16 protein-coding genes are annotated in these 19337 nt (G+C 39.9%); 10 read left to right on the forward strand and 6 right to left on the reverse strand.

Going from position 1 to position 19337, the window contains the following annotated elements; genetic code table 11:
- The first annotated feature begins 27 nt into the window (after positions 1–27).
- The 4 genes from OLM45_RS05825 to OLM45_RS05840 all read left to right on the forward strand — a co-directional run bounded on the left by OLM45_RS05825 (position 28) and on the right by OLM45_RS05840 (position 5677).
- Positions 28–1314, forward strand: a complete 1287-nt coding sequence (locus tag OLM45_RS05825) for a zinc-dependent metalloprotease (protein WP_264512724.1) — start codon at positions 28–30, stop codon at positions 1312–1314.
- A gap of 84 nt (positions 1315–1398) precedes the next feature.
- The gene (locus OLM45_RS05830) at positions 1399–3549 is read left to right on the forward strand and encodes a S46 family peptidase (protein ID WP_264512726.1); all 2151 of its coding nucleotides are present in this window, start codon (positions 1399–1401) and stop codon (positions 3547–3549) included.
- Positions 3550–3624: 75 nt separating this feature from the next.
- Positions 3625–4320: a tetratricopeptide repeat protein gene (locus OLM45_RS05835; RefSeq protein ID WP_264512728.1), complete on the forward strand. Its 696-nt coding sequence runs from the start codon at positions 3625–3627 to the stop codon at positions 4318–4320.
- Between the two features lies 1 nt (position 4321).
- Entirely contained in the window at positions 4322–5677 is a 1356-nt protein-coding gene (locus OLM45_RS05840) for a UDP-N-acetylmuramate--L-alanine ligase (RefSeq protein ID WP_264512730.1), read from the forward strand.
- 31 nt (positions 5678–5708) lie between these two features.
- Here OLM45_RS05840 and OLM45_RS05845 read toward each other — a convergent pair whose 3' ends face one another.
- Positions 5709–6356: a DUF1287 domain-containing protein gene (locus OLM45_RS05845; RefSeq protein WP_264512732.1), complete on the reverse strand. Its 648-nt coding sequence runs from the start codon at positions 6354–6356 to the stop codon at positions 5709–5711.
- 97 nt (positions 6357–6453) lie between these two features.
- Between OLM45_RS05845 and radC the strand changes: the two genes are divergently transcribed.
- From radC to OLM45_RS05860, 3 genes are read left to right on the forward strand one after another with little or no spacing between them, the layout of a single operon-like run.
- Positions 6454–7137, forward strand: coding sequence for a RadC family protein (gene radC / locus OLM45_RS05850; RefSeq protein WP_264512734.1), 684 nt, complete (start codon positions 6454–6456; stop codon positions 7135–7137).
- A 5-nt stretch (positions 7138–7142) separates the two neighbouring features.
- On the forward strand, positions 7143–7826 hold the full coding sequence (locus tag OLM45_RS05855; RefSeq protein ID WP_264512736.1) for a YjjG family noncanonical pyrimidine nucleotidase: 684 nt from the start codon (positions 7143–7145) through the stop codon (positions 7824–7826).
- 1 nt (position 7827) lies between these two features.
- Positions 7828–8568, forward strand: coding sequence for a hypothetical protein (locus OLM45_RS05860; RefSeq protein WP_264512738.1), 741 nt, complete (start codon positions 7828–7830; stop codon positions 8566–8568).
- Here OLM45_RS05860 and OLM45_RS05865 read toward each other — a convergent pair whose 3' ends face one another.
- Complete coding sequence (locus OLM45_RS05865; protein ID WP_264512740.1) at positions 8569–9846, reverse strand: replication-associated recombination protein A; 1278 nt, start codon at positions 9844–9846, stop codon at positions 8569–8571.
- Positions 9847–9976: 130 nt separating this feature from the next.
- Between OLM45_RS05865 and OLM45_RS05870 the strand changes: the two genes are divergently transcribed.
- A complete protein-coding gene (locus OLM45_RS05870; RefSeq protein WP_264512742.1) occupies positions 9977–10741 on the forward strand; it encodes a rhomboid family intramembrane serine protease in 765 nt (254 codons plus the stop codon).
- Between the two features lie 140 nt (positions 10742–10881).
- On the opposite strand, the gene rlmB is transcribed toward OLM45_RS05870, so the two are convergent.
- The 4 genes from rlmB to OLM45_RS05890 form a co-directional block, all read right to left on the reverse strand.
- The gene (rlmB, locus tag OLM45_RS05875) at positions 10882–11616 is read right to left on the reverse strand and encodes a 23S rRNA (guanosine(2251)-2'-O)-methyltransferase RlmB (protein WP_264512744.1); all 735 of its coding nucleotides are present in this window, start codon (positions 11614–11616) and stop codon (positions 10882–10884) included.
- A gap of 66 nt (positions 11617–11682) precedes the next feature.
- Positions 11683–13143 (reverse strand): SusD/RagB family nutrient-binding outer membrane lipoprotein, encoded by a 1461-nt coding sequence (locus OLM45_RS05880; RefSeq protein ID WP_264512747.1) that lies wholly within the window; start codon positions 13141–13143, stop codon positions 11683–11685.
- A 2-nt stretch (positions 13144–13145) separates the two neighbouring features.
- The gene (locus OLM45_RS05885) at positions 13146–16376 is read right to left on the reverse strand and encodes a SusC/RagA family TonB-linked outer membrane protein (protein WP_264512749.1); all 3231 of its coding nucleotides are present in this window, start codon (positions 16374–16376) and stop codon (positions 13146–13148) included.
- 175 nt (positions 16377–16551) lie between these two features.
- Positions 16552–18213 carry an outer membrane protein assembly factor gene (locus OLM45_RS05890; RefSeq protein ID WP_264512751.1) on the reverse strand — a complete coding sequence of 554 codons (1662 nt, stop codon included), beginning with the start codon at positions 18211–18213 and terminating at the stop codon, positions 16552–16554.
- A 233-nt stretch (positions 18214–18446) separates the two neighbouring features.
- Between OLM45_RS05890 and rpsL the strand changes: the two genes are divergently transcribed.
- Together rpsL and rpsG are read left to right on the forward strand one after the other, a co-directional pair.
- Entirely contained in the window at positions 18447–18827 is a 381-nt protein-coding gene (rpsL, locus tag OLM45_RS05895; RefSeq protein ID WP_072781281.1) for a 30S ribosomal protein S12, read from the forward strand.
- 23 nt (positions 18828–18850) lie between these two features.
- Positions 18851–19327, forward strand: a complete 477-nt coding sequence (gene rpsG / locus OLM45_RS05900; RefSeq protein WP_129461909.1) for a 30S ribosomal protein S7 — start codon at positions 18851–18853, stop codon at positions 19325–19327.
- Positions 19328–19337 lie beyond the last annotated feature (10 nt).

Raw genomic sequence — 19337 nt, forward strand, 5'->3', positions numbered from 1 at the left:
AAAACAAAAAAACTAAATTAACAACTTATGAAATTACGATTACTTTTCGCTTTATGTCTTGTTCAATTGGGTTGGGCCCAACAAAGAACGTGTGGTGTAGATGCGTATATGGCAAAAATCATGGAGAATCCAATGATGAAGCAGCAATACATGGAGCAACAAGAAAAATTTGAAAACGAATTACGCCGTTTGGTTACCGCACAATTGGAAGCGCGTTCGGGTCAAGCTACAACTGCATCGCCTAACGTAACACTTCGTATTCCTGTAGCAGTACACTATCCGTCTGTAGCTTCATCATCTTCAGCTTCATTAAAAGATTGTTTACGTTCTTTAGCGCAAACACAAGTAAATATCTTGAATGCTGATTACAACGGTACCAATGCCGATATTTCAAATTGGGCGGCAGACAGCCAATATTATCCTGGTACTAATACAGGAATGATGGATGTTCAGTTTATCATTGCAACGCAAAACCATCCTTCAGGGACAGGTTTAGTGAATGGCGATATGGCGGTTACTTTTGGAACCGACTATTTAAGTAATGCCGATACCGATACAACTTGGTCAGGATATATGAACTTGGTTGTGCGTAATATTTCAGGTGGAATTTTAGGTTATTCTCCACTTGGAGGTTCGCCATCAGCAGGGATGACTGTTGTAATCGATAACAATGCCTTCGGTAAAACAATGACAACGACTCCTGCCACTTGTTCAGGATATGCGCCTGGAGCTCCTTATAATTTAGGTCGAACATTGACACACGAGTTGGGTCACTTTTTTAACTTGAATCATACCTTCCAAGCCTGTGACGGTGCCAACTGTTTAACTTCTGGAGATCGTGTTTGTGATACAGAACCAACAAGCACTCCTTATTATAATTGTGATCCAGCTGGTTCGGTAGCGAGTAATTGTACGGGAGATCCTCAATTAACCATGAACTATATGGATTATGTACAAGATGCATGTATGTATATGTTTACAGCAGGTCAAGCCACACGTATGCAAGCATGGTACAATACTATTTCTTCGCAATTTAATATGAATACCTTAGGGAACGAAGAAGTGTTGAAAAACCAATTTGCGATTGCTCCCAACCCAAACAAAGGTTCATTCGCTATTCAATTTGCCAATCCAGTTGCCAACTACGCAATGCAAGTATACGATTCAACAGGTCGTGTATTGGTGGATGAAGAGAATGCAAACAACCAAGACTTGGTAAAAAATATTCAGTTACCTTCAGCGCAAAGAGGAGTGTATTTTGTTACACTTCGAACCCAAGAAGGAATCGTTACTAAAAAAGTAATCGTAGAATAATATTTTCGTAAAAGCATTGAAGAATTGTAAGTAAATCCGTTTATTTACAATTCTTTTTTTATAGATTAAAACAAGCAAACAACAATGAGAAAAATTGTAATTACACTGGTATCCGCAGTGCTATTGATGCCTTTCACCATGAAGGCCGATGAAGGGATGTGGTTCTTAATGTTTATCGAACGTTTGAATCACCGCGACATGCAAAAAATGGGTCTACAATTGACCGCTGAAGAAATTTACAGTATCAACCACCATAGCTTGAAAGATGCTATCGTGCAATTCAATGGGGGATGTACCGCTGAATTAATTTCAAAAGACGGTTTGGTATTGACCAACCACCACTGTGGTTACGATGCCATTGCAGAATTGTCTTCTGCCGAAAAAAATTATTTGAAAGATGGCTATTGGGCTGCCGATAAAAAAGGCGAATTAAAACCATCCAGTTTATTTGTGCGTTTCTTCGTGCGCATGGACGATTGTTCAAAACGCATCTTAGGCGTGGTGAACGATAAAATGACGGAAGCTGAACGCGAAAAAGCCATCGCTGCTGAAATTGCTAAAATCGAAAAAGAAAATAACGAAGGTGGAAAATATGTGGTTTCGGTTCGTTCCTTTTTCCAAGGAAATGAATACTACTATTTCGTTTATCAAGATTATAAAGATGTTCGTTTGGTAGGAACGCCACCAGAAAGCTTAGGTAAATTCGGTGGAGATACCGATAACTGGGAATGGCCACGTCATACCGCTGATTTCTCGATGTTCCGTATTTATGCCGACGCGAACGGAAATCCAGCCGATTATTCCGATAAAAATGTGCCTTTACATCCCAAACATTACTTACCTGTAAACTTAGGTGGTGTAAAAGAAAATGATTTTGCAATGATCTTGGGTTATCCAGGACGTACCAACCGTTGGATGCCCGCTGGCGGAATTGAGCAAAATGTAAAATTTGCTTATCCTGCTTGGGTTGAAGGAGCTAAAACAGGTATGGACAACATGAAAAAATACATGGATCAAAGTGATGCTTTGAACTTGGTTTATGCTTCAAAATATGCTTCTACGGCTAACTATTGGAAAAACCGTCAAGGAATGATTGATGCGTTAACCAAATTTGAAACTTCTAAAGCTAAAGCCGCTCAAGAAGCCAAATTCAACAAATGGGCGAACAAACCCGAAAACAAAGCAAAATACGGAACTGTAGTTGAAACCATCAACAAGTATTATGCTTTAACCAATGAAAAGTCGCGTCACGATAACTATTTACAACAATTGTTGCGCACATCAGCGATAGGAACAATCTCTCGTTCTTTAGGACGTCAATTGGAAGCTTATGCGAAAGCAGACGCTGCTAAACGTGCACAAATGTTACCTCAATTGACTGAGATGATTGATGAAATGTACAAAGAAATGCACATTCCAGCTGAGAAAGATATCTTAGCCGCTCAATTGAAATTGTATGCTACAAAATCGGTGGGATACAACATTGCTCCTTCCGTGAAAAAAATCGGTGAGGCCAACAACAATGAATTTGCTGGGTATGTGAATGCCGCTTTTGATTTGTCAATGTTCAGTTCGCCAGAGCGCGTAAAAGCCTTTTTAGTGGTACCTTCTGAAGGTCAATTGACTAACGATCCATTATATGCGTTGTCAAGTGATTTGATTACACACATGAATTCAAAATCAGACGAAGTAGCCAAAGCCCAAAATGATTTTGGTGCCGCTTTCCGTTTGTTGGTTGAAGGGTTACGCGAATCGAAAATCGGTTCGATCAAATATCCTGATGCCAACTCAACCTTACGTTTGACCTACGGAAAAGTTCGCTCTTTACCTGCTGACAAACGCAATGATGTAGCAATTAACAACTACACTACATTAGCAGGTCAAGTAAAAAAATACAAAAAAGGTGATCATGAATTTGATTTACCTGCACGTGTATTAGAAATGAATGCCAAAAAAGACTTCGGTCGTTATGCCGATAAAGACGGTTCGTTACACGTTAATTTCTTAACTGATAATGATATCACGGGTGGTAACTCGGGTTCTCCGGTATTAAACGGTAAAGGAGAATTAATCGGATTGGCTTTTGATGGAAATATTGAAGCGATGGCTGGAGATGTTATTTTTGACAAAAAATTACAACGCACCATCAACGTAGATATCCGTTATGTACTTTGGGTAATCGAGAATTTCTCAGGCGCAAAACACATTGTGGATGAAATGACTTTGGTAAAATAATTTTATCATAATCTATTTTAAAAACTCCGGTCAATCGCCGGAGTTTTTTTATTTTTGATAACTTAATCTTGGGCAATGAAGCATATAGTAATGTTACTGTTGGTAATCACTTTTTCCGCATCGGCGCAATCCGATATGGAAAAAGCAGAACAGCATTTTAAAGCCCAACGTTGGGAACAAGCCAAAGTCCTTTTTGAAAAATGTTTAAAAACTTCACCTAATAATAATTATGTGTTGGAATGTTTGGGCGATATTGCTGGCCATCAGAAAAATTGGGACGAAGCCATAAAATACTATGGCCAACTCAAAACGCTGCAAAATGGAAATGCCAATTATTGGTACAAATACGGTGGTGCCATGGGAATGAAAGCCAAATCCGTGAATAAATTCAAAGCCTTAGGATTAATTGACGATGTGGAAGCTGCCTTTTTAAAAGCCGCCCAACTGGATCCCAAACATATCGATTCCCGATGGGCCTTGGTCATGTTGTATCTTGAATTACCCGGAATTCTGGGCGGTAGCGAAACCAAAGCGCAGAAATATGCCACCGAATTAATGGCGTTGTCCAAAGTCGATGGCTATTTGTCCAAAGGATATATAGACGAATATTTTAAACGCTATGCCAAAGCTGAGGTGCATTATATCAAAGCACACGAAATCGGAAATTCCAAAACAACCTATCAAAAGTTGTATACTTTATATTCAATCAAATTAAAAAATACCGAGAAAGCCCGTAAATTGAAAGAAGCTTTCGAAGGAAAAGAATCATAATATGCGAACACATTTTATCGCCATTGGCGGCGCAGCCATGCACAATTTGGCTTTGGCCTTACATCATAAAGGGTATCACGTTACAGGAAGCGATGATGCGATTTTTGAACCGTCTTTGTCGCGTTTGCAAAAACACGGCTTGTTGCCCGCTGCAATGGGTTGGTTCCCTGAGAAAATTACCGCCGATATTGATGCCGTAATTCTTGGTATGCACGCCAAAGCCGATAATCCCGAACTCTTGCGCGCCCAAGAATTAGGGTTGCAAATTTATTCGTATCCTGAATTTTTATACGAACAATCCAAAAATAAAACCCGTGTGGTCATTGGCGGTTCTCATGGAAAAACCACGATAACGTCCATGATTTTGCATGTGATGCATTACCACAATGTTCAAGTGGATTATATGGTAGGCGCCCAATTGGAGGGATTTGACACTATGGTGCATCTTACCGAAGAAAATGATTTTATCGTTTTGGAAGGTGATGAGTACTTGTCGTCACCCATCGATCGCCGACCCAAGTTTCATTTGTACCAACCCAATATAGCCTTATTGTCGGGTATTGCATGGGATCATATCAACGTGTTTCCCACCTTTGAAAATTATGTACAGCAATTTGAAACGTTTGTCAACCAAATTACCAAAGGCGGTATTTTGATTTATAATGAAGAAGATGCAACCGTTAAAAAAGTCGCAGAAGCTTCTGAAAATACCATTCGTAAAATTCCATACCAAACGGCTGCATACACAGTTGAAAATGGAACGACATTATTAGAAACTCCCGAAGGCGCTATGCCCATTGAAGTTTTTGGGGCGCATAACTTAAATAATTTGGCCGGAGCGAAATGGGTGTGCCAGTGTATGGGTGTCGATGAAGCCGATTTCTACGAAGCCATTGCCACTTTTAAAGGCGCTTCCAAACGGTTGGAAAAAATTGCCGAGAGTTCGAATAAAGTAGCCTACAAAGATTTCGCCCATTCCCCGAGTAAAGTTTCTGCTACCACCAAAGCCGTGAAGAATCAATATCCCGACCGAAAATTGGTGGCTTGCTTGGAATTGCATACCTATAGCAGTTTGAATGCCGAGTTTTTGAAAGAATACGAAGGTGCACTTGATGCTGCTGATGTAGCCGTTGTTTTTTATTCGCCCGATGCGGTAAAAATCAAGCAATTGGAAGAAGTCACCTACGAACAAATTGCACAATCCTTTCAACGAAATGATTTAATCATTTACACAAATCCAGAGGAATTTAAAGCGTTTTTGTTCAATTACAATCTCGAGAATACCGCCTTGTTGCTCATGAGTTCGGGGAATTACGGAGGACTCCATTTTGATGAAGTAAAAAGTTTAATTCAATAAGTAAAAATCTCCGGTCAAGTATCGGAGATTTTTAGTTTTCACCGTACCGAAAATGCCCTACAATAGGGTAGTTGAAAAGAAAATTTTCAAGGTTTTGCCCACCGCCGATATTATGCACGACGAGAGGTGTGCCGTCTTCTTTGAGATGGGTTACTATTCCAATATGCGGTAATTTATCATTGATCATCCAAGTTACAATATCACCGGGTAAATAATCGGCACTGTTTTGGGTTACGGGAAGTTTTTTTCCTTTTCGAGTAAAAAACACTTCCAAATTGGGTACTCTTCGGTGGTCAATGTTTTTGTCCGGATTTTTAAGTCCCCATTTTTTCAAATTAGGATAAAGATTAAAATGTGCTTTCAAGTCTTCATGGACTTCTTTTTGCAAATCAATAGTACATTTACGGTATGCCCGAATGACTACATCGGTGCAAACTCCTGTTTTGGCTGGCACATCGCCCATGGGATAGGGAATGGAAACATAAGCAGGCGTATAAACTACTGTGGAATCAATCACTTGAAGTGCAGCATTGGATAAACGTTCACCAAAATTTTTAGGGTGGGGTAGTGGCGTAATTTCGGAGTTTTTTTCTTGGACTTCAGTGCGCACATGACCTGTTTGCTCTGGTTTTTGTTGGCAAGAAATAAAAAGTAAGGCAACGATTAATAAGTAAGGCATACGGTTGATTTTACAGAGAAACGCTATTGTTAATTAGTTTATTTTGAAGAAATAAAAAAAAGCAGTTATTTCGTAATTCAATATAAGCCAAGATATTATGTATACACCAATTCCCCAATGGGCCGAAGACGACCGCCCACGTGAAAAATTTTTATTAAAAGGTAAAGCGGCATTATCCGATGCTGAATTATTAGCCATCTTACTCGGTTCGGGTTCGCGCAACGAAAGTGCCGTGCAATTGGCCCAACGCATTTTATCCCAATCCCAGCAAAATCTCAACGAACTCGGCAAACGCACCGTAGTTCAACTTATGGAATTTAAAGGCATCGGCGAAGCCAAAGCGATTACCATTGCTGCTGCGCTTGAGTTAGGGAGAAGACGACGACAGGAAGAAGTCCAAGAGCGCTTTAAGATCAGTTCGAGCAAATCGGTTTTTGAAATCATGCAGCCAATTATTGGAGAATTACCGCACGAAGAGTTTTGGGTGTTGTTTCTAAATAATTCCAATAAAATACTGCATAAAGAACTCATGTCTAAAGGGGGTATGACGGGAACCATCGTCGATATTCGTTTAATTTTCAAATCGGCATTGGAATACAAAGCAACTTCCCTAATTTTGACACACAATCATCCCTCGGGAAAATTGCAAGCCAGCGATGCCGATAAAGAGATTACCCAACGCCTAAAAGTAGCCGGACAACAGTTGGATATTTTAGTCTTGGATCATGTAATCATTACCGAAACGGGCTACCTCAGTTTTGCCGACGAAGGAATTTTATAAAAAAAGTGCAACAGATAACCGATATTTTTTTTGATTTAGATCACACGCTTTGGGATTTTGAGCGCAATTCAGCCTTGGCATTCGAATCGGTGCTTCATCGAAATAACATCGAAGTGGCTTTGCCCGAATTTTTAAAGCATTATGTGCCCTTGAACAAATGGTATTGGGAGCAATACCGTAAAGATTTGGTTACACAGGCAACACTGCGTTACGGTCGGTTGAAAGATACTTTTGATCGATTAGGCTATGCGGTTTCTGACGAAGTTATCCATCTATTGTCCGAAGAGTATATTCAAGAATTGCCGTTGAACAATCATTTGTATGAGGGCACTACAGATTTGTTGACCTATCTTCAACCCAACTACCGCTTGCATATTATTACCAACGGATTTCAATCCGTGCAAGATGGTAAATTGAACAATTCAGGAATAGGGAAGTTTTTTCAAACGGTGACCAATTCGGAAACCGCAGGTGTGAAGAAACCCCATCCTATGATATTTGAAAAAGCGTTGGAACGGGCAGGCGCATTGCCTGAACAATCCATCATGATTGGCGATTGCCTGGAAGCCGATGTCCAAGGAGCGTTGGAGGTAGGAATGAGCGCAATTTTTTTTAACGAGTTTGAGGTGGAGGTACCCAACGGAATTACTGCTGTGACACATTTATCTCAATTAAAAAATTACTTTTAAAATGAAACGAATTTTACTTTTACTTTTTGTTGCAACCATGGGCTACGCCCAAAATCAACCGAAAATCATTATTCCAGAGCAGTTTTCGTTCATGCGCGAACCCAATCTCTACGGTTTAGGAACGCTTCTACAAATGTATATGGATAAATACCAATATGCATCCGAGTTGAAAGTGGGTTTGAAAGAAGAAGCTTTTCCGAAATCCTTGAATTGTGAGGAATGGGGCGTGAAATTAGCAACCAAAAGCAATATGTTTGTCACCAAAGTCACGGTGCAATTTGTTGATTGTCATGGTACAATTGTAGCCAGTTCGCCCGAAGGGAGTGACCGCGATAAAAATACACGCATGGCTTACATCAACGCTTTACGTAATGCAATGGATCAATTTTCAGCCTTTAAGAATCATACATTGCCTGTTTCGCAAACCGAGGCAAATCCAGCACTTAAACCGATTGAATCTCCTTCAAAATCTACTGCAGTTGATGAAATGCCTGCAATGATTACCGAAGAAGATGTTTATTTACAAGCACAAACCCTTACGGAATCTTCGATAGGATTGTTTAAGAAAAAAGCAACTTCACCTGAAATGGTGTTGTATAAAACCAGTTCGCGCGACTGTTTTCTGGTAGAAGTTAACGGAAAAATAGCCGGTGTTTTGCTGTATCAAAATCAAAAGTGGTTTTGGGAATATTATGAAAACAACCGATTGATTTCAAGAGAACAATTCATCAAAGGGCTCTAATCAATACCCGTATTTGTCCTTCCAACGGTTTTGTAAAAATTTACGCAGTTCGTTTTCCCGAGCATTATTTCCCGGTTCGTAAAATTTTGTTTCTTGAATCGCTTCCGGAAGGTATTCTTGTGCTACGAAATTATTCGTGTAATTATGAGCATAGGCATAGTCTTCCCCATAGCCCAATTCTTTCATCAATTTCGTGGGAGCATTCCGTAAATGCAACGGGATGGGTAAGTCGTCTGTTTGTTTAACCAAAGCTTGTGCTTCGCCAATGGCCATATAACTCGCATTGCTTTTGGCTGAAGTAGCCAAATAGATCGCACACTGACTCAGGATGATCCGACTCTCAGGATAGCCAATCGCCGTGACGGCTTGAAAGGTATTGTTGGCCATAATTAAGGCTGTAGGGTTGGCATTACCAATGTCTTCACTGGCCAAAATAAGCATCCGGCGGGCAATAAATTTCACATCTTCGCCACCTTCTAGCATGCGCGCTAACCAATACACCGCTCCATTGGGATCGCTACCACGAATGGATTTGATAAAAGCCGAAATGATGTCGTAATGCTGTTCTCCCGTTTTGTCGTATAAAACCGTATTTTGTTGGACCAAATCTAGCACTTTGGTATTGGTAATCACCACTTCGTCACCCGCTGTGGCGTTGACCACAAGTTCGAAAATATTCAATAATTTACGGCCGTCACCACCCGATAATCGCAACAAGGCTTCGTGTTCCTCAATGGTGATTTTTCGTTGGGACAGCTGCGGATCAATTTTCATCGCGCGATCCAACAAGGCCAATAAATCTTCTTTGGTAAACGGATTGAGCACATAAACCTGACAACGTGACAACAATGCGGGGATGACTTCAAAACTCGGATTTTCGGTAGTGGCTCCGATTAAAGTTACCCACCCTTTTTCTACTGCACCCAATAGTGAGTCTTGTTGAGATTTGCTAAAACGGTGGATCTCATCAATAAACAAAATGGGATTTTTAGCCGTAAAAATTCCGCCGCTCTGTTTGGCTTTATCAATTACCTCCCGAACGTCTTTTACTCCCGAATTGATCGCACTTAATTCATAGAACGGGCGGTCGCTTTGACGCGCAATGATTTGCGCTAAGGTTGTTTTACCCGTTCCCGGCGAACCCCAGAAAATCATGGAAGGAATCACGCCTCGGGCAATTTGCTGGGTTAGCGAACCGTGCGGTCCCACCAAGTGCAACTGACTGATGTAATCTTCTAATTGATGCGGGCGAACGCGTTCGGCTAAGGGTGCTTCCATGAGGATTGTTTTGTGGGATAAAGGTAAAAAAAAGGAGGGAAGGAGGAAAGATTCAGATTTCAAACTTTTAACTACTACTGCCATTTTAGCAGAAAACCAACTTTGGTTATATATTTGTGTAGCTTGAAGTATGAAAGACGCACAAATTTTTAAATATTCTCCATCGGTATGGTTGGTGCCTACCTTTTTGTTGCTCACCATTTGGAGTGCTTTTTTAATCAATCTTTATGGCCATTATCATGGGAATGATCATGGAATCGTACCGCGGACATTTTCGGGTTTGCAGGGCGTTGTGTTGAGTCCGTTTTTGCATGCCGACTGGCAGCATTTGACCAATAATAGTGTGCCTTTGTTTGTCTTGACGATGGCGTTGGTTTATTTCTATCGGGAGTTGTCGTTGAAAGTTTTGGTATATGGAGTGTTGCTTTCGGGATTGTTTACGTGGGCAGTGGGTCGGTCCAGTGTGCATATTGGTGCAAGTGGATTGATTTATGTGTTGGTTTCGTTTATTTTCTTCAAAGGATTACGTACGGGGTATTACCGCTTGATGGCGTTATCGTTTGCGGTGGTGATAGTCTATGGTGGCATGGTGTGGTATGTTTTTCCCGAGGTCGATCCAAAAATTTCATGGGAAGGGCATTTGGGAGGCTTTCTTGCTGGGATGGTATTTGCTTTTGTGTTTAAAACTCCCGATTATGTATCGGAATACCGGTACGACTGGGAGCGTCCCGACTTTGATCCTGAGTTGGATCCCTTCATGCGGCGCTTTGACGAAAACGGTCAATTTGTGAATCCGCCGAAACCCGAGGAAATTATGGTTGACTATGAAGAAGAATTGGGTTCCCATTTTGTTCCCGTCCAAATCAATTATATTTACAAAAACGCCGAAGAATAGTACTTCGGCGTTTTTGTTTTGAACGATAAGCGGTCTATTTTAGCCCCGATTGCAGCGGCATCCCCGTAACGAAGTGAAGGGATACAGCGGAAAGCGGGTGATTATTTCCCGAGAAAGCAATAGGATGATGCTCCCAATCTTTAGGAACGTTGGCGTACCGCTTCGTATAAAAAGGCGCCACAGGCCACGGATACATTTAACGAACCGATGGTTCCAAATAGCGGGAGTTTGGCTTTTTCATCCACAATTTTCAACACGGACGGATTGATACCGCGGTCTTCGCTTCCCATGATGATGGCCACGGGTTCGGTAAAGTCGACGGCATAAAGCGTATCGTCCGTTTTTTCAGTTGCGGCTACGGTTTTAATGCCGCTACCTTGCAGGTAAAAGACAGCGTCTTTGATATGGTCAACTTTACAAATGGGCACATTAAAAACGGCTCCGGCAGAGGTTTTTACGGTATCGCCATTGACGGGAGCTGCTCCGGTTTTTGAAATAATTATGCCATCGACTCCGGTGCATTCGGCGGTACGGATGATGGCTCCAAAGTTGCGGGCATCGCTGAGTTGGTCCAAAATAAGTAGTAACGGTTTTTTCTCGTTTTCCAATAAATTTTCGACCAATGTTTCCAGGGATTGGAATTTGATGGGTGCGATTGTGGCTACAACACCTTGGTGGTTGAGGTGCGTGAGGCGGTTGAGTTTTTCAACGGGAACATAGGTGAACGGAAGGTTGTTGGCCTTCAATGTTTTCATGAGTTCGCGCATCAATTCGCCTTGCGCTTCTTTATGTACGAAGATTTTATCGATTTCTTTACCGGCATGTATTGCCTCAATGACGGCACGGATGCCGAAGATTTGGTTTTCTTTTTCCATGGGGCAAAGATAAAAAAAACCGCCACGGAAGTGACGGTTTTATGAGGTTGTTTATTATGGTTTGGATTAATTCGCGTCCCAGAATAAACGGGTTGTTAATTTATCACCACCAATTGCTGTTGCTGCTGCATTGTAATTGGTAGGGTTTAAGGTTTGTTCGCGAATTGGGTATTGCATACGAACAGGTACTAAACCTTCAGCGGCTGCATCCGCTGTTGGAGGTGCTACAAGAGCAGGATAGTTAAGACGACGGTAAGAAGTCCACGCCTCAAATCCGCGGTTATACAAACCTAACCAAGCTTGTTCTCCAATTTTTTGTTGCCAAGTTCCAGCTGCTGTACTGTAAGCAACAGCAGGTTGTGCTAAATAGGCAGCTGCATCAATAGCGCTTACGCCCCAGTCATCCATAGAAGCTAAGATGGCATTGTTGTAATGTGTTTCAGCAGAACCTGCAGCAGCCACGCCGCGTTCTGCAGCTTCAGCCAATAAGAATTCTACTTCGGCGGCATCCAATAAAGTTCCACTGAAATCAGGTTCTTGGATTTTATCGCCCACTTGAGTACTGCCTGAGAAACTGTTGGATTCCCCTACAATTCCACCATCTGGATTTCCATTGGTATAGATTAAGAAACGCGGGTCATTCAAGGGCAACATTTTATCTACAACCACATTGGTAACCACAAAGTCGTGACGTCCTGAGTTTACCAAATCATTAAAGATAGGGTTGGTGTTTGGCACAGCACTCATGTAAGGTACTTTTGCGTTATCTGCATTTGAAGTTATCAATCCATCATTAATTGCAGCAGTAATGGCGTTGGTAGCAATTGTACTTTCTTGACCAGAAGCTAAAAGATTTACACCCAATTTTAATTTGATAGAATTGGCGAAATACATCCAGTTATCCATGTCGCCATGGTACATCACATCAGCGCTATCAAAGCCAGCATAGGAACTGTCCATTTGATTGACGTCATTAGAAAGACGAGTGATCAAATCTTTGTAGATGTCGATAGCTTTGTCGTATTTGGGTAGATAGTTAGCACCACCTAATAAAGCTTGCGTGTAAGGAACATCTCCAAACGTGTCAACCAGAACTTGGTACGTATACACTATCAAAATGTCGATTTGCGCTAATTTGTTGTTTTTGATCGCTGTTTTTTCAGCAAAGGCAGGGTCGTTAGCAGGAATTGACTCTGCAGTCACATATTCTTTTGCTTTGTATAAATCTGCCAAAACACCTGCATACAATTCATTCCAATGGTTATCCGAAATTTTACGGGTAACAAAATCATAGTTGGATTCATCGGTATAGGTAGTTTCGGTCCATTGTTGGGAAAGCAAACGGAAAATATTTCGATTCACGTTTGAGTTAATCATTTGATCGCTCAACGTTCGTTCTGCACTAGTAAAAAGTGTACTTGCTGGAACTACAGCGGGATTCTTGTCATCATTGTTCAACGATTCCATATTGTCGGAACAGGATGTCAGCATAAGGGAAAGCCCCAAAAATAAATAGATCTTTTTCATGGCTAGAATTTTAAAGTTAAGTTAACACCAATGTTACGAGTTGTGGGTAAAGAACCTACCGAGTAACCACGAGAAAGGTTACCAGAAGTTAAACCACTTTCTGGATCTGCGTAAGGAAGATTTTTGTGAATAATCCACAAATTAGTTCCTACTAAACTCACTTTCGCATCTTTTATAAATGCATTTTTCAAGAATTTTTTATTGAAGTTGTAGGTTAACGCAACTTCACGTAATTTGATAAAAGAAGCATCATAAACAAACGCTTTGTCTGGAGTACGGCGGTAACCGTAGTTGTTTCCGTAATATTCTGGTGCTATTGTATACACGGTGTTCGGACTACCGTTTGGCGCTACACCTGGAAGAACAACACCTGTTTCACGAACACCATTGTCTGCTGTTTCTGGGTAAAGACCCGTAGCTAAACCATAATACATGTCTAGAGAGAAAATATCTCCCCCTTTTTGCATATCAATTAAGAAACTTAACGCTATATTTTTATAGGTTAAATTATTACGAATACCACCAATCCAATCTGGGTTGATATTTCCAATAATGTTATCAGAAGTAGATGTTTCTAAGTATCGACCTGTACTTTGATCGATAATAGGTTGTCCATTGGGATGGTAAATGAAGTCAGTTCCCTTGATTGAGCCATAGGGTTCACCAGGTGCAGCATTGATTGTAATACCTCCTTGGAAACTACCCAATTGTAAGTTTTCTAAACCTGCGGGTAACGAAATTACTTTATTGCGGTTACGTGACCAGTTTACAGTAACGTTCCATTGGAAATCATTCGTTTTTACAGGAGTACCTGTTAGTTGTAATTCCAAACCACGGTTTTGGATTTCTCCACCGTTTACTACGGCATTGGTTACACCAGATGCTGAAGAAACTGCACCTGAAACGATTTGGTCAACCGAACGGTTATTGTAGAAACTCACATCAAAACCTAAACGTTTTTTCAAGAAACTAGCTTCAAGACCTAACTCAAATGATTTTGTTCTTTCAGGTTTTAATTGAGGATTTTTGTTGACGTTTGGTAAAGTATACACAGGATTTCCATGGAAATTTAAATCACGTTGGAACGTATTTACTAGACTTAATGGAGGAGCGTCATTACCTACTTCAGCATAATTGGCTCTAAATTTAGCAAAATTTAAAGCATCAACTTTTAGTAAGTTAGATAAAATAACCGAACCTGATAAGGCGGGATAATAATACACATTTTGTCCTACAGGAAGTGTTGAAGAGGCATCTCTACGTAATGAGGCTTCCATAAAATAAGTGTCTTTGTAACCTAAACTGCCTTGGGCATAAATACCGTTAACTCCCCAGTGGTACTTAGTCTCAACTGGGAAAGGTAATTCATACATTGAATTCGATAAGGCATACAATTCAGGAACAACTAAACCACCAATTGTTGAAGCCAAAACAGCATCAAGGTTTTGACGACGTACATTGGTTCCTAAAACTCCGGTAAGGCTGATGTTTTCTCCAAATTTCTTGTTGAAATTTAACATGAAATCATAGTTAATTTCTGTGAAACCTTTAGAATAACGTTGGTATCCTGAACTTTCATCTACTGGAGATAAACCGAAACCTGTTGCAATAGATCCAATCGCACGACGTTCTTCTTGCAATTGATTGTAAGTGTCTAATGAAATACGACCTGTTGCATTTAACCATTTTGTGATTTCATACGTTCCCGAAATATAACCGATTAAACGATTTCTTCGGTCGCTAGAATAGTTTTTATAGCGTGTAAAATAAGGGTTGTCCCAGAAAATAGGCACTAATCCATCAGGACTTGAAACATCTGCAAAGTTCCAAGTGATGTTTTGTCCTCCTGAATTATTGTAAACTTGTTCCAAATCTTTGATGTCTACATTAGTTTCCCACCATTGACGGAAATTGGACATAATGTTGTCGTTATAACCGGTTGAGTTACGTCCTGTTGTTTTTTGTAATGTAACAGAAGCATAAGAATTTACAGTAAACCTGTCGTTCACTTTATGACTGAAGCGGCTACTGATTTGATTTTTCTTCAAATTACTATTGGGCATAATCCCTTTTTCATCATAGTTTGTCAATGTCATCAACAGCGAACTTTTGTCATTGGCTGTTTCTAATGTTACACTATTGTTTGAAATGATGGATTTGTTGAAAAATGTAATTGGTCCGTTGGCAGCGGCTCTCCATGGAGTAGGTTGACCATAATTGCTTGAATACGGAGTGAAAGAAGTCCATTGGTAAACCGACTGTCCTTGAAATGGAGCTCCATACGAAGCATCTTCGTAGGTTGGCGCCACTAAGTCATCAATACCATCACCATTGACATCAAAGTAATCAAAGTATCCCGATGGGTCGCCATAATACATCCCATAACCAGCACCATATTTATCTTGATATTTAGGGAAAGTTGAGCGATCAATAGAACCTACAGTGTAACTTGAATTAAAAGTTACTCCAATTCCTTTGTCTTTGCTACGGCCTTTTTTTGTAGTGATTAAAATTACACCGTTGGCAGCGCGAGAACCATAAAGCGCCGTTGCGGCAGCACCTTTTAAAACGTTAATGCTTTCAATATCCTCTTGGTTAATATCCGAGGCTGTATTTCCATAGTCGTATCCTGAACTACCCTGTTGTTGGCTGGTTAAGTTCGTGTTGGAGTTGTCAATTGGCACACCATCAATAACCCACAAAGCTTGGTTGTTTCCTGTTAACGATTTGCTTCCGCGAATGACTACGTTGGTCGATCCACCCATATTGTTGTTTCGGCGAATTTCAACCCCAGCAATTTTACCTGAAAGTAAGTTGGAAACGTTGGCATCAGAAGCCCCGCCGTTTAGATCGCCACCAGCAATTTGTTGAGAAGCATAACCCAACGATTTTTTGTCGCGCTTGATTCCTTGTGCGGTAACTACAACTTCATCTAGACCTACGGCATCTGATTTCAGTTTGATTTTTAAATTGGTTTCACTAGCGGCTACTTCTTTGGTAATGTAGCCGATGAAACTGACAACTAATGTTTGATTTGCCTCCGCTTTGATAGAAAATTTTCCATCCGCGTCGGTTTGAACCCCTGTTTTGGTTTCTTTAATCATAACATTGGCTCCAGGAATAGGGAGCCCACTGTCATCGGAAACGGTTCCGCTGACTGTCCTTTGTGCGAATGCACTTTGCAGCATAAATACTGCAAACAGGACTAAAAATTGATGTAGTTTTCTTTTCATTATTTTGTTTGGTATAGTTAATAATAAGTTAAAATTCTTAAAAAAAACTTAACAAAACAAGGAAAGCACATGTTAATTTATAAAAACCACCAAATATTATGAGTTTTTATTCAATGATGTTTTATGATTTCATGATGACAGTCAATTCATTATCTGTACAAATTGTAAAGAAAATTTAAAACGTAGTTTTTAAACTAATTTGCACAATTGAGTTAGCAAGTTTTATAGCTTGATTGTTGGTAGACCCATTGGCATACACAAAATTGAGCAGTCCATTTTTATTCAAAAGTCCAAAACCGAATCCGAGTCCGAGCAAGTTGCCCGAAGTTTGGGTGGTTTTGTCTTGAAAATAGCCGTAATCAATAACACTGTGGAGGTATAAATTATCTGAGAGGGTATAGCGGTATTCACTACATAAGGCAGAGAAGAAGTTCGCTTGTAACGTGTTTTCATTGAATCCGCGCACGGAGTTTATTCCGCCAAAACGAAATAATTCATTGGTCAAGTAGTGTTCGCTTTGGAGAAGGAACGATTGGTTTTTTAATTGGATACTATTGCGCTGATTGATGTAAAATTGATGTTGAATAGCGAGTTGTGCCATGAGTTGAGTGTTGGAAATCGAACTCGTTTTTCTTTTCCCCGTTCCTATTTTGAAATTAATTAGAGTCCGTTCTGGAAAAAGAGCGGCATCTTCTTGGTCATTTTTTACATTCCAATTCCATTGGGCAGTGAGAAAATTATTTTTAAAATCTTTTAAGTTAGCGGTATTCACATTTTTGATGTCACTGGATTCGGCCGACTGATAACCTAGGTAAATCCGGGAATTAAAAGAAAGGCAATACCCTAGATCAAAATTGGTTTGGGTGGTTTGAAAAGTGCTGTCTTGTTTAAAAATATTCAACTGCGCCTTTAGGGCTAGAGGCGATTTAAAAATATAGGGTTGTTCCCAGAGTAAATTAAAGGTGCGTTGGGCTTGGCCATTGCTTTTCCAATACACATTGATTTTTTCTCCGTTGTTCAACGCATTGAGTAAGCTTCCATCAACATAACCGTTAAAAATGAGTTTGCCATTTTCATTGTTGGTAAATCCGATATAACCATCAAAGGTATTTGCTTTTACTTTTTCTACGTAGGTGTAGATTTGGGAGGCGTCTTTAGTAAAAAGAATTTCGGGATATTTTACAGACCGAACGAAACGAAATTGATTGATCGTCTTATGCAGTTTTTCAATAGTGACTTGATTTAGGATTTTGTTGCGAAATAGGCGTTCCAATTCTTTTTTATGGCTTTCAGGGAATTTGTCATAACCATTGATGACAATTGCATTGACGTTTCTTTTGACTCCAGGCTCATAGTCAAGAAGAGCGTATAAAGTGTCATGCTGAGCTTGGAGTTGTGTTAGTTGAATTTTCGCAAAAGCATAGCCTGATTTTTCAAAGTTTTGGAGTAGTTGATTTAGGTATTGTTCACTTTTGGAGAATGGAATTATATTTTCTTTAGGTATAAAAGCAAAAGCAGTGGTAGCGGATGATTTGTACTCCTTTATATACAGGTAGCGAATAGCGTTTCCAAAATGTATAATATATGTATATCTATTTGGACTGTTTTTTTGAATAGATTGATAAAAGGCTGAGGTAAACCCAGCTTGGTGTAAAGTGGTTAAATATTGTTGGGTGTACTTTGCTAACTCTTTTTCTGTGTCAAAAGTCTTTTCATGTGGGAAGTTAAGAAGAAGTTGGCGGTCGTTGGGTTCGCTCCCTACCATGTTTAATTGCCATTCTTGTCCGTTTGAAAGGAAAGAAACAAGAGCAAATAGTAGCGCGAAGAGCTTATTCATAACATGGATTTGTTGTAAAAGTAGCGGAAAAAAATAAATTTTGAGATTTTTCTTTGGTGTACAACGTTGAAAAAAAGAGAAAATTACAGAGGTTGATAGTCGGTTAACAGTCAGTAAATTAATGGTTGTAAAAAATAATTTATCAACATTTTTTTTATTGAAATTAATTAGTACATTTGCAACCCCGTAAAATGCGGGTAAAAGTAAACATAAGTAAATTTATTATTTAAATTATGCCAACAATTCAACAATTAGTAAGAACTGGAAGAGCCAAAATCACTAAGAAGAGTAAATCGGCTGCTTTGGATTCTTGTCCTCAAAGAAGAGGGGTTTGTACGCGTGTTTACACCACTACACCAAAAAAACCAAACTCTGCAATGCGTAAAGTTGCGCGTGTACGTTTGACAAATGGTAATGAGGTGAATGCATACATCCCTGGAGAAGGACACAACCTACAAGAGCACTCGATAGTATTAGTGAGAGGTGGAAGGGTAAAAGATTTACCGGGAGTTAGATACCACATTGTACGTGGTGCATTAGACACGGCTGGTGTTAACGGTCGTCTACAAAGAAGATCTAAGTACGGTGCTAAACGCCCAAAAGACAAAAAGTAATTAAGAACTTTTAATCAGAAGAAATGAGAAAAAGACAGGCCAAAAAAAGACCTCTTTTACCAGATCCAAAATTCAATGATCAATTGGTAACACGTTTTGTGAACAACTTAATGTGGGATGGTAAAAAATCAATTGCTTTCAACGTTTTTTACGCTGCTTTAGACATCGTAGAGACTAAGAAACAAGATGCAGAGAAATCTGCTTTAGAAATTTGGAAAGATGCGTTAACAAACGTAATGCCTCACGTAGAAGTTCGTTCTCGTCGTGTAGGTGGAGCTACTTTCCAAATCCCAATGCAAATTCGTCCAGACCGTAAAATCTCTATGGCGATGAAATGGTTAATTCTTTATGCCCGTAAAAGAAATGAGAAATCCATGGCTGCACGTTTAGCGTCTGAAATTTTAGCTGCGGCTAAAGAAGAAGGTGCTGCAGTGAAAAAGAGAATGGATACTCACAAAATGGCTGAAGCAAATAAAGCATTCTCTCACTTTAGATTTTAATATTTAAGCG

This window comes from Flavobacterium sp. N1719, assembly GCF_025947045.1.
GTDB lineage: Bacteria > Bacteroidota > Bacteroidia > Flavobacteriales > Flavobacteriaceae > Flavobacterium > Flavobacterium stagni.

Bases quoted from the DNA above. Each gene is read 5' to 3' on its own strand.
- OLM45_RS05885 (WP_264512749.1), bottom strand. From the start codon at position 16,376: ATGAAAAGAAAACTACATCAATTTTTAGTCCTGTTTGCAGTATTTATG.
- radC (WP_264512734.1), top strand. From the start codon at position 6,454: ATGTATACACCAATTCCCCAATGGGCCGAAGACGACCGCCCACGTGAA.
- OLM45_RS05840 (WP_264512730.1), top strand. From the start codon at position 4,322: ATGCGAACACATTTTATCGCCATTGGCGGCGCAGCCATGCACAATTTG.
- rpsL (WP_072781281.1), top strand. From the start codon at position 18,447: ATGCCAACAATTCAACAATTAGTAAGAACTGGAAGAGCCAAAATCACT.
- OLM45_RS05880 (WP_264512747.1), bottom strand. From the start codon at position 13,143: ATGAAAAAGATCTATTTATTTTTGGGGCTTTCCCTTATGCTGACATCC.
- OLM45_RS05890 (WP_264512751.1), bottom strand. From the start codon at position 18,213: ATGAATAAGCTCTTCGCGCTACTATTTGCTCTTGTTTCTTTCCTTTCA.
- OLM45_RS05835 (WP_264512728.1), top strand. From the start codon at position 3,625: ATGAAGCATATAGTAATGTTACTGTTGGTAATCACTTTTTCCGCATCG.
- OLM45_RS05860 (WP_264512738.1), top strand. From the start codon at position 7,828: ATGAAACGAATTTTACTTTTACTTTTTGTTGCAACCATGGGCTACGCC.
- rlmB (WP_264512744.1), bottom strand. From the start codon at position 11,616: ATGGAAAAAGAAAACCAAATCTTCGGCATCCGTGCCGTCATTGAGGCA.
- OLM45_RS05845 (WP_264512732.1), bottom strand. From the start codon at position 6,356: ATGCCTTACTTATTAATCGTTGCCTTACTTTTTATTTCTTGCCAACAA.
- OLM45_RS05865 (WP_264512740.1), bottom strand. From the start codon at position 9,846: ATGGAAGCACCCTTAGCCGAACGCGTTCGCCCGCATCAATTAGAAGAT.
- OLM45_RS05825 (WP_264512724.1), top strand. From the start codon at position 28: ATGAAATTACGATTACTTTTCGCTTTATGTCTTGTTCAATTGGGTTGG.
- rpsG (WP_129461909.1), top strand. From the start codon at position 18,851: ATGAGAAAAAGACAGGCCAAAAAAAGACCTCTTTTACCAGATCCAAAA.
- OLM45_RS05830 (WP_264512726.1), top strand. From the start codon at position 1,399: ATGAGAAAAATTGTAATTACACTGGTATCCGCAGTGCTATTGATGCCT.
- OLM45_RS05870 (WP_264512742.1), top strand. From the start codon at position 9,977: ATGAAAGACGCACAAATTTTTAAATATTCTCCATCGGTATGGTTGGTG.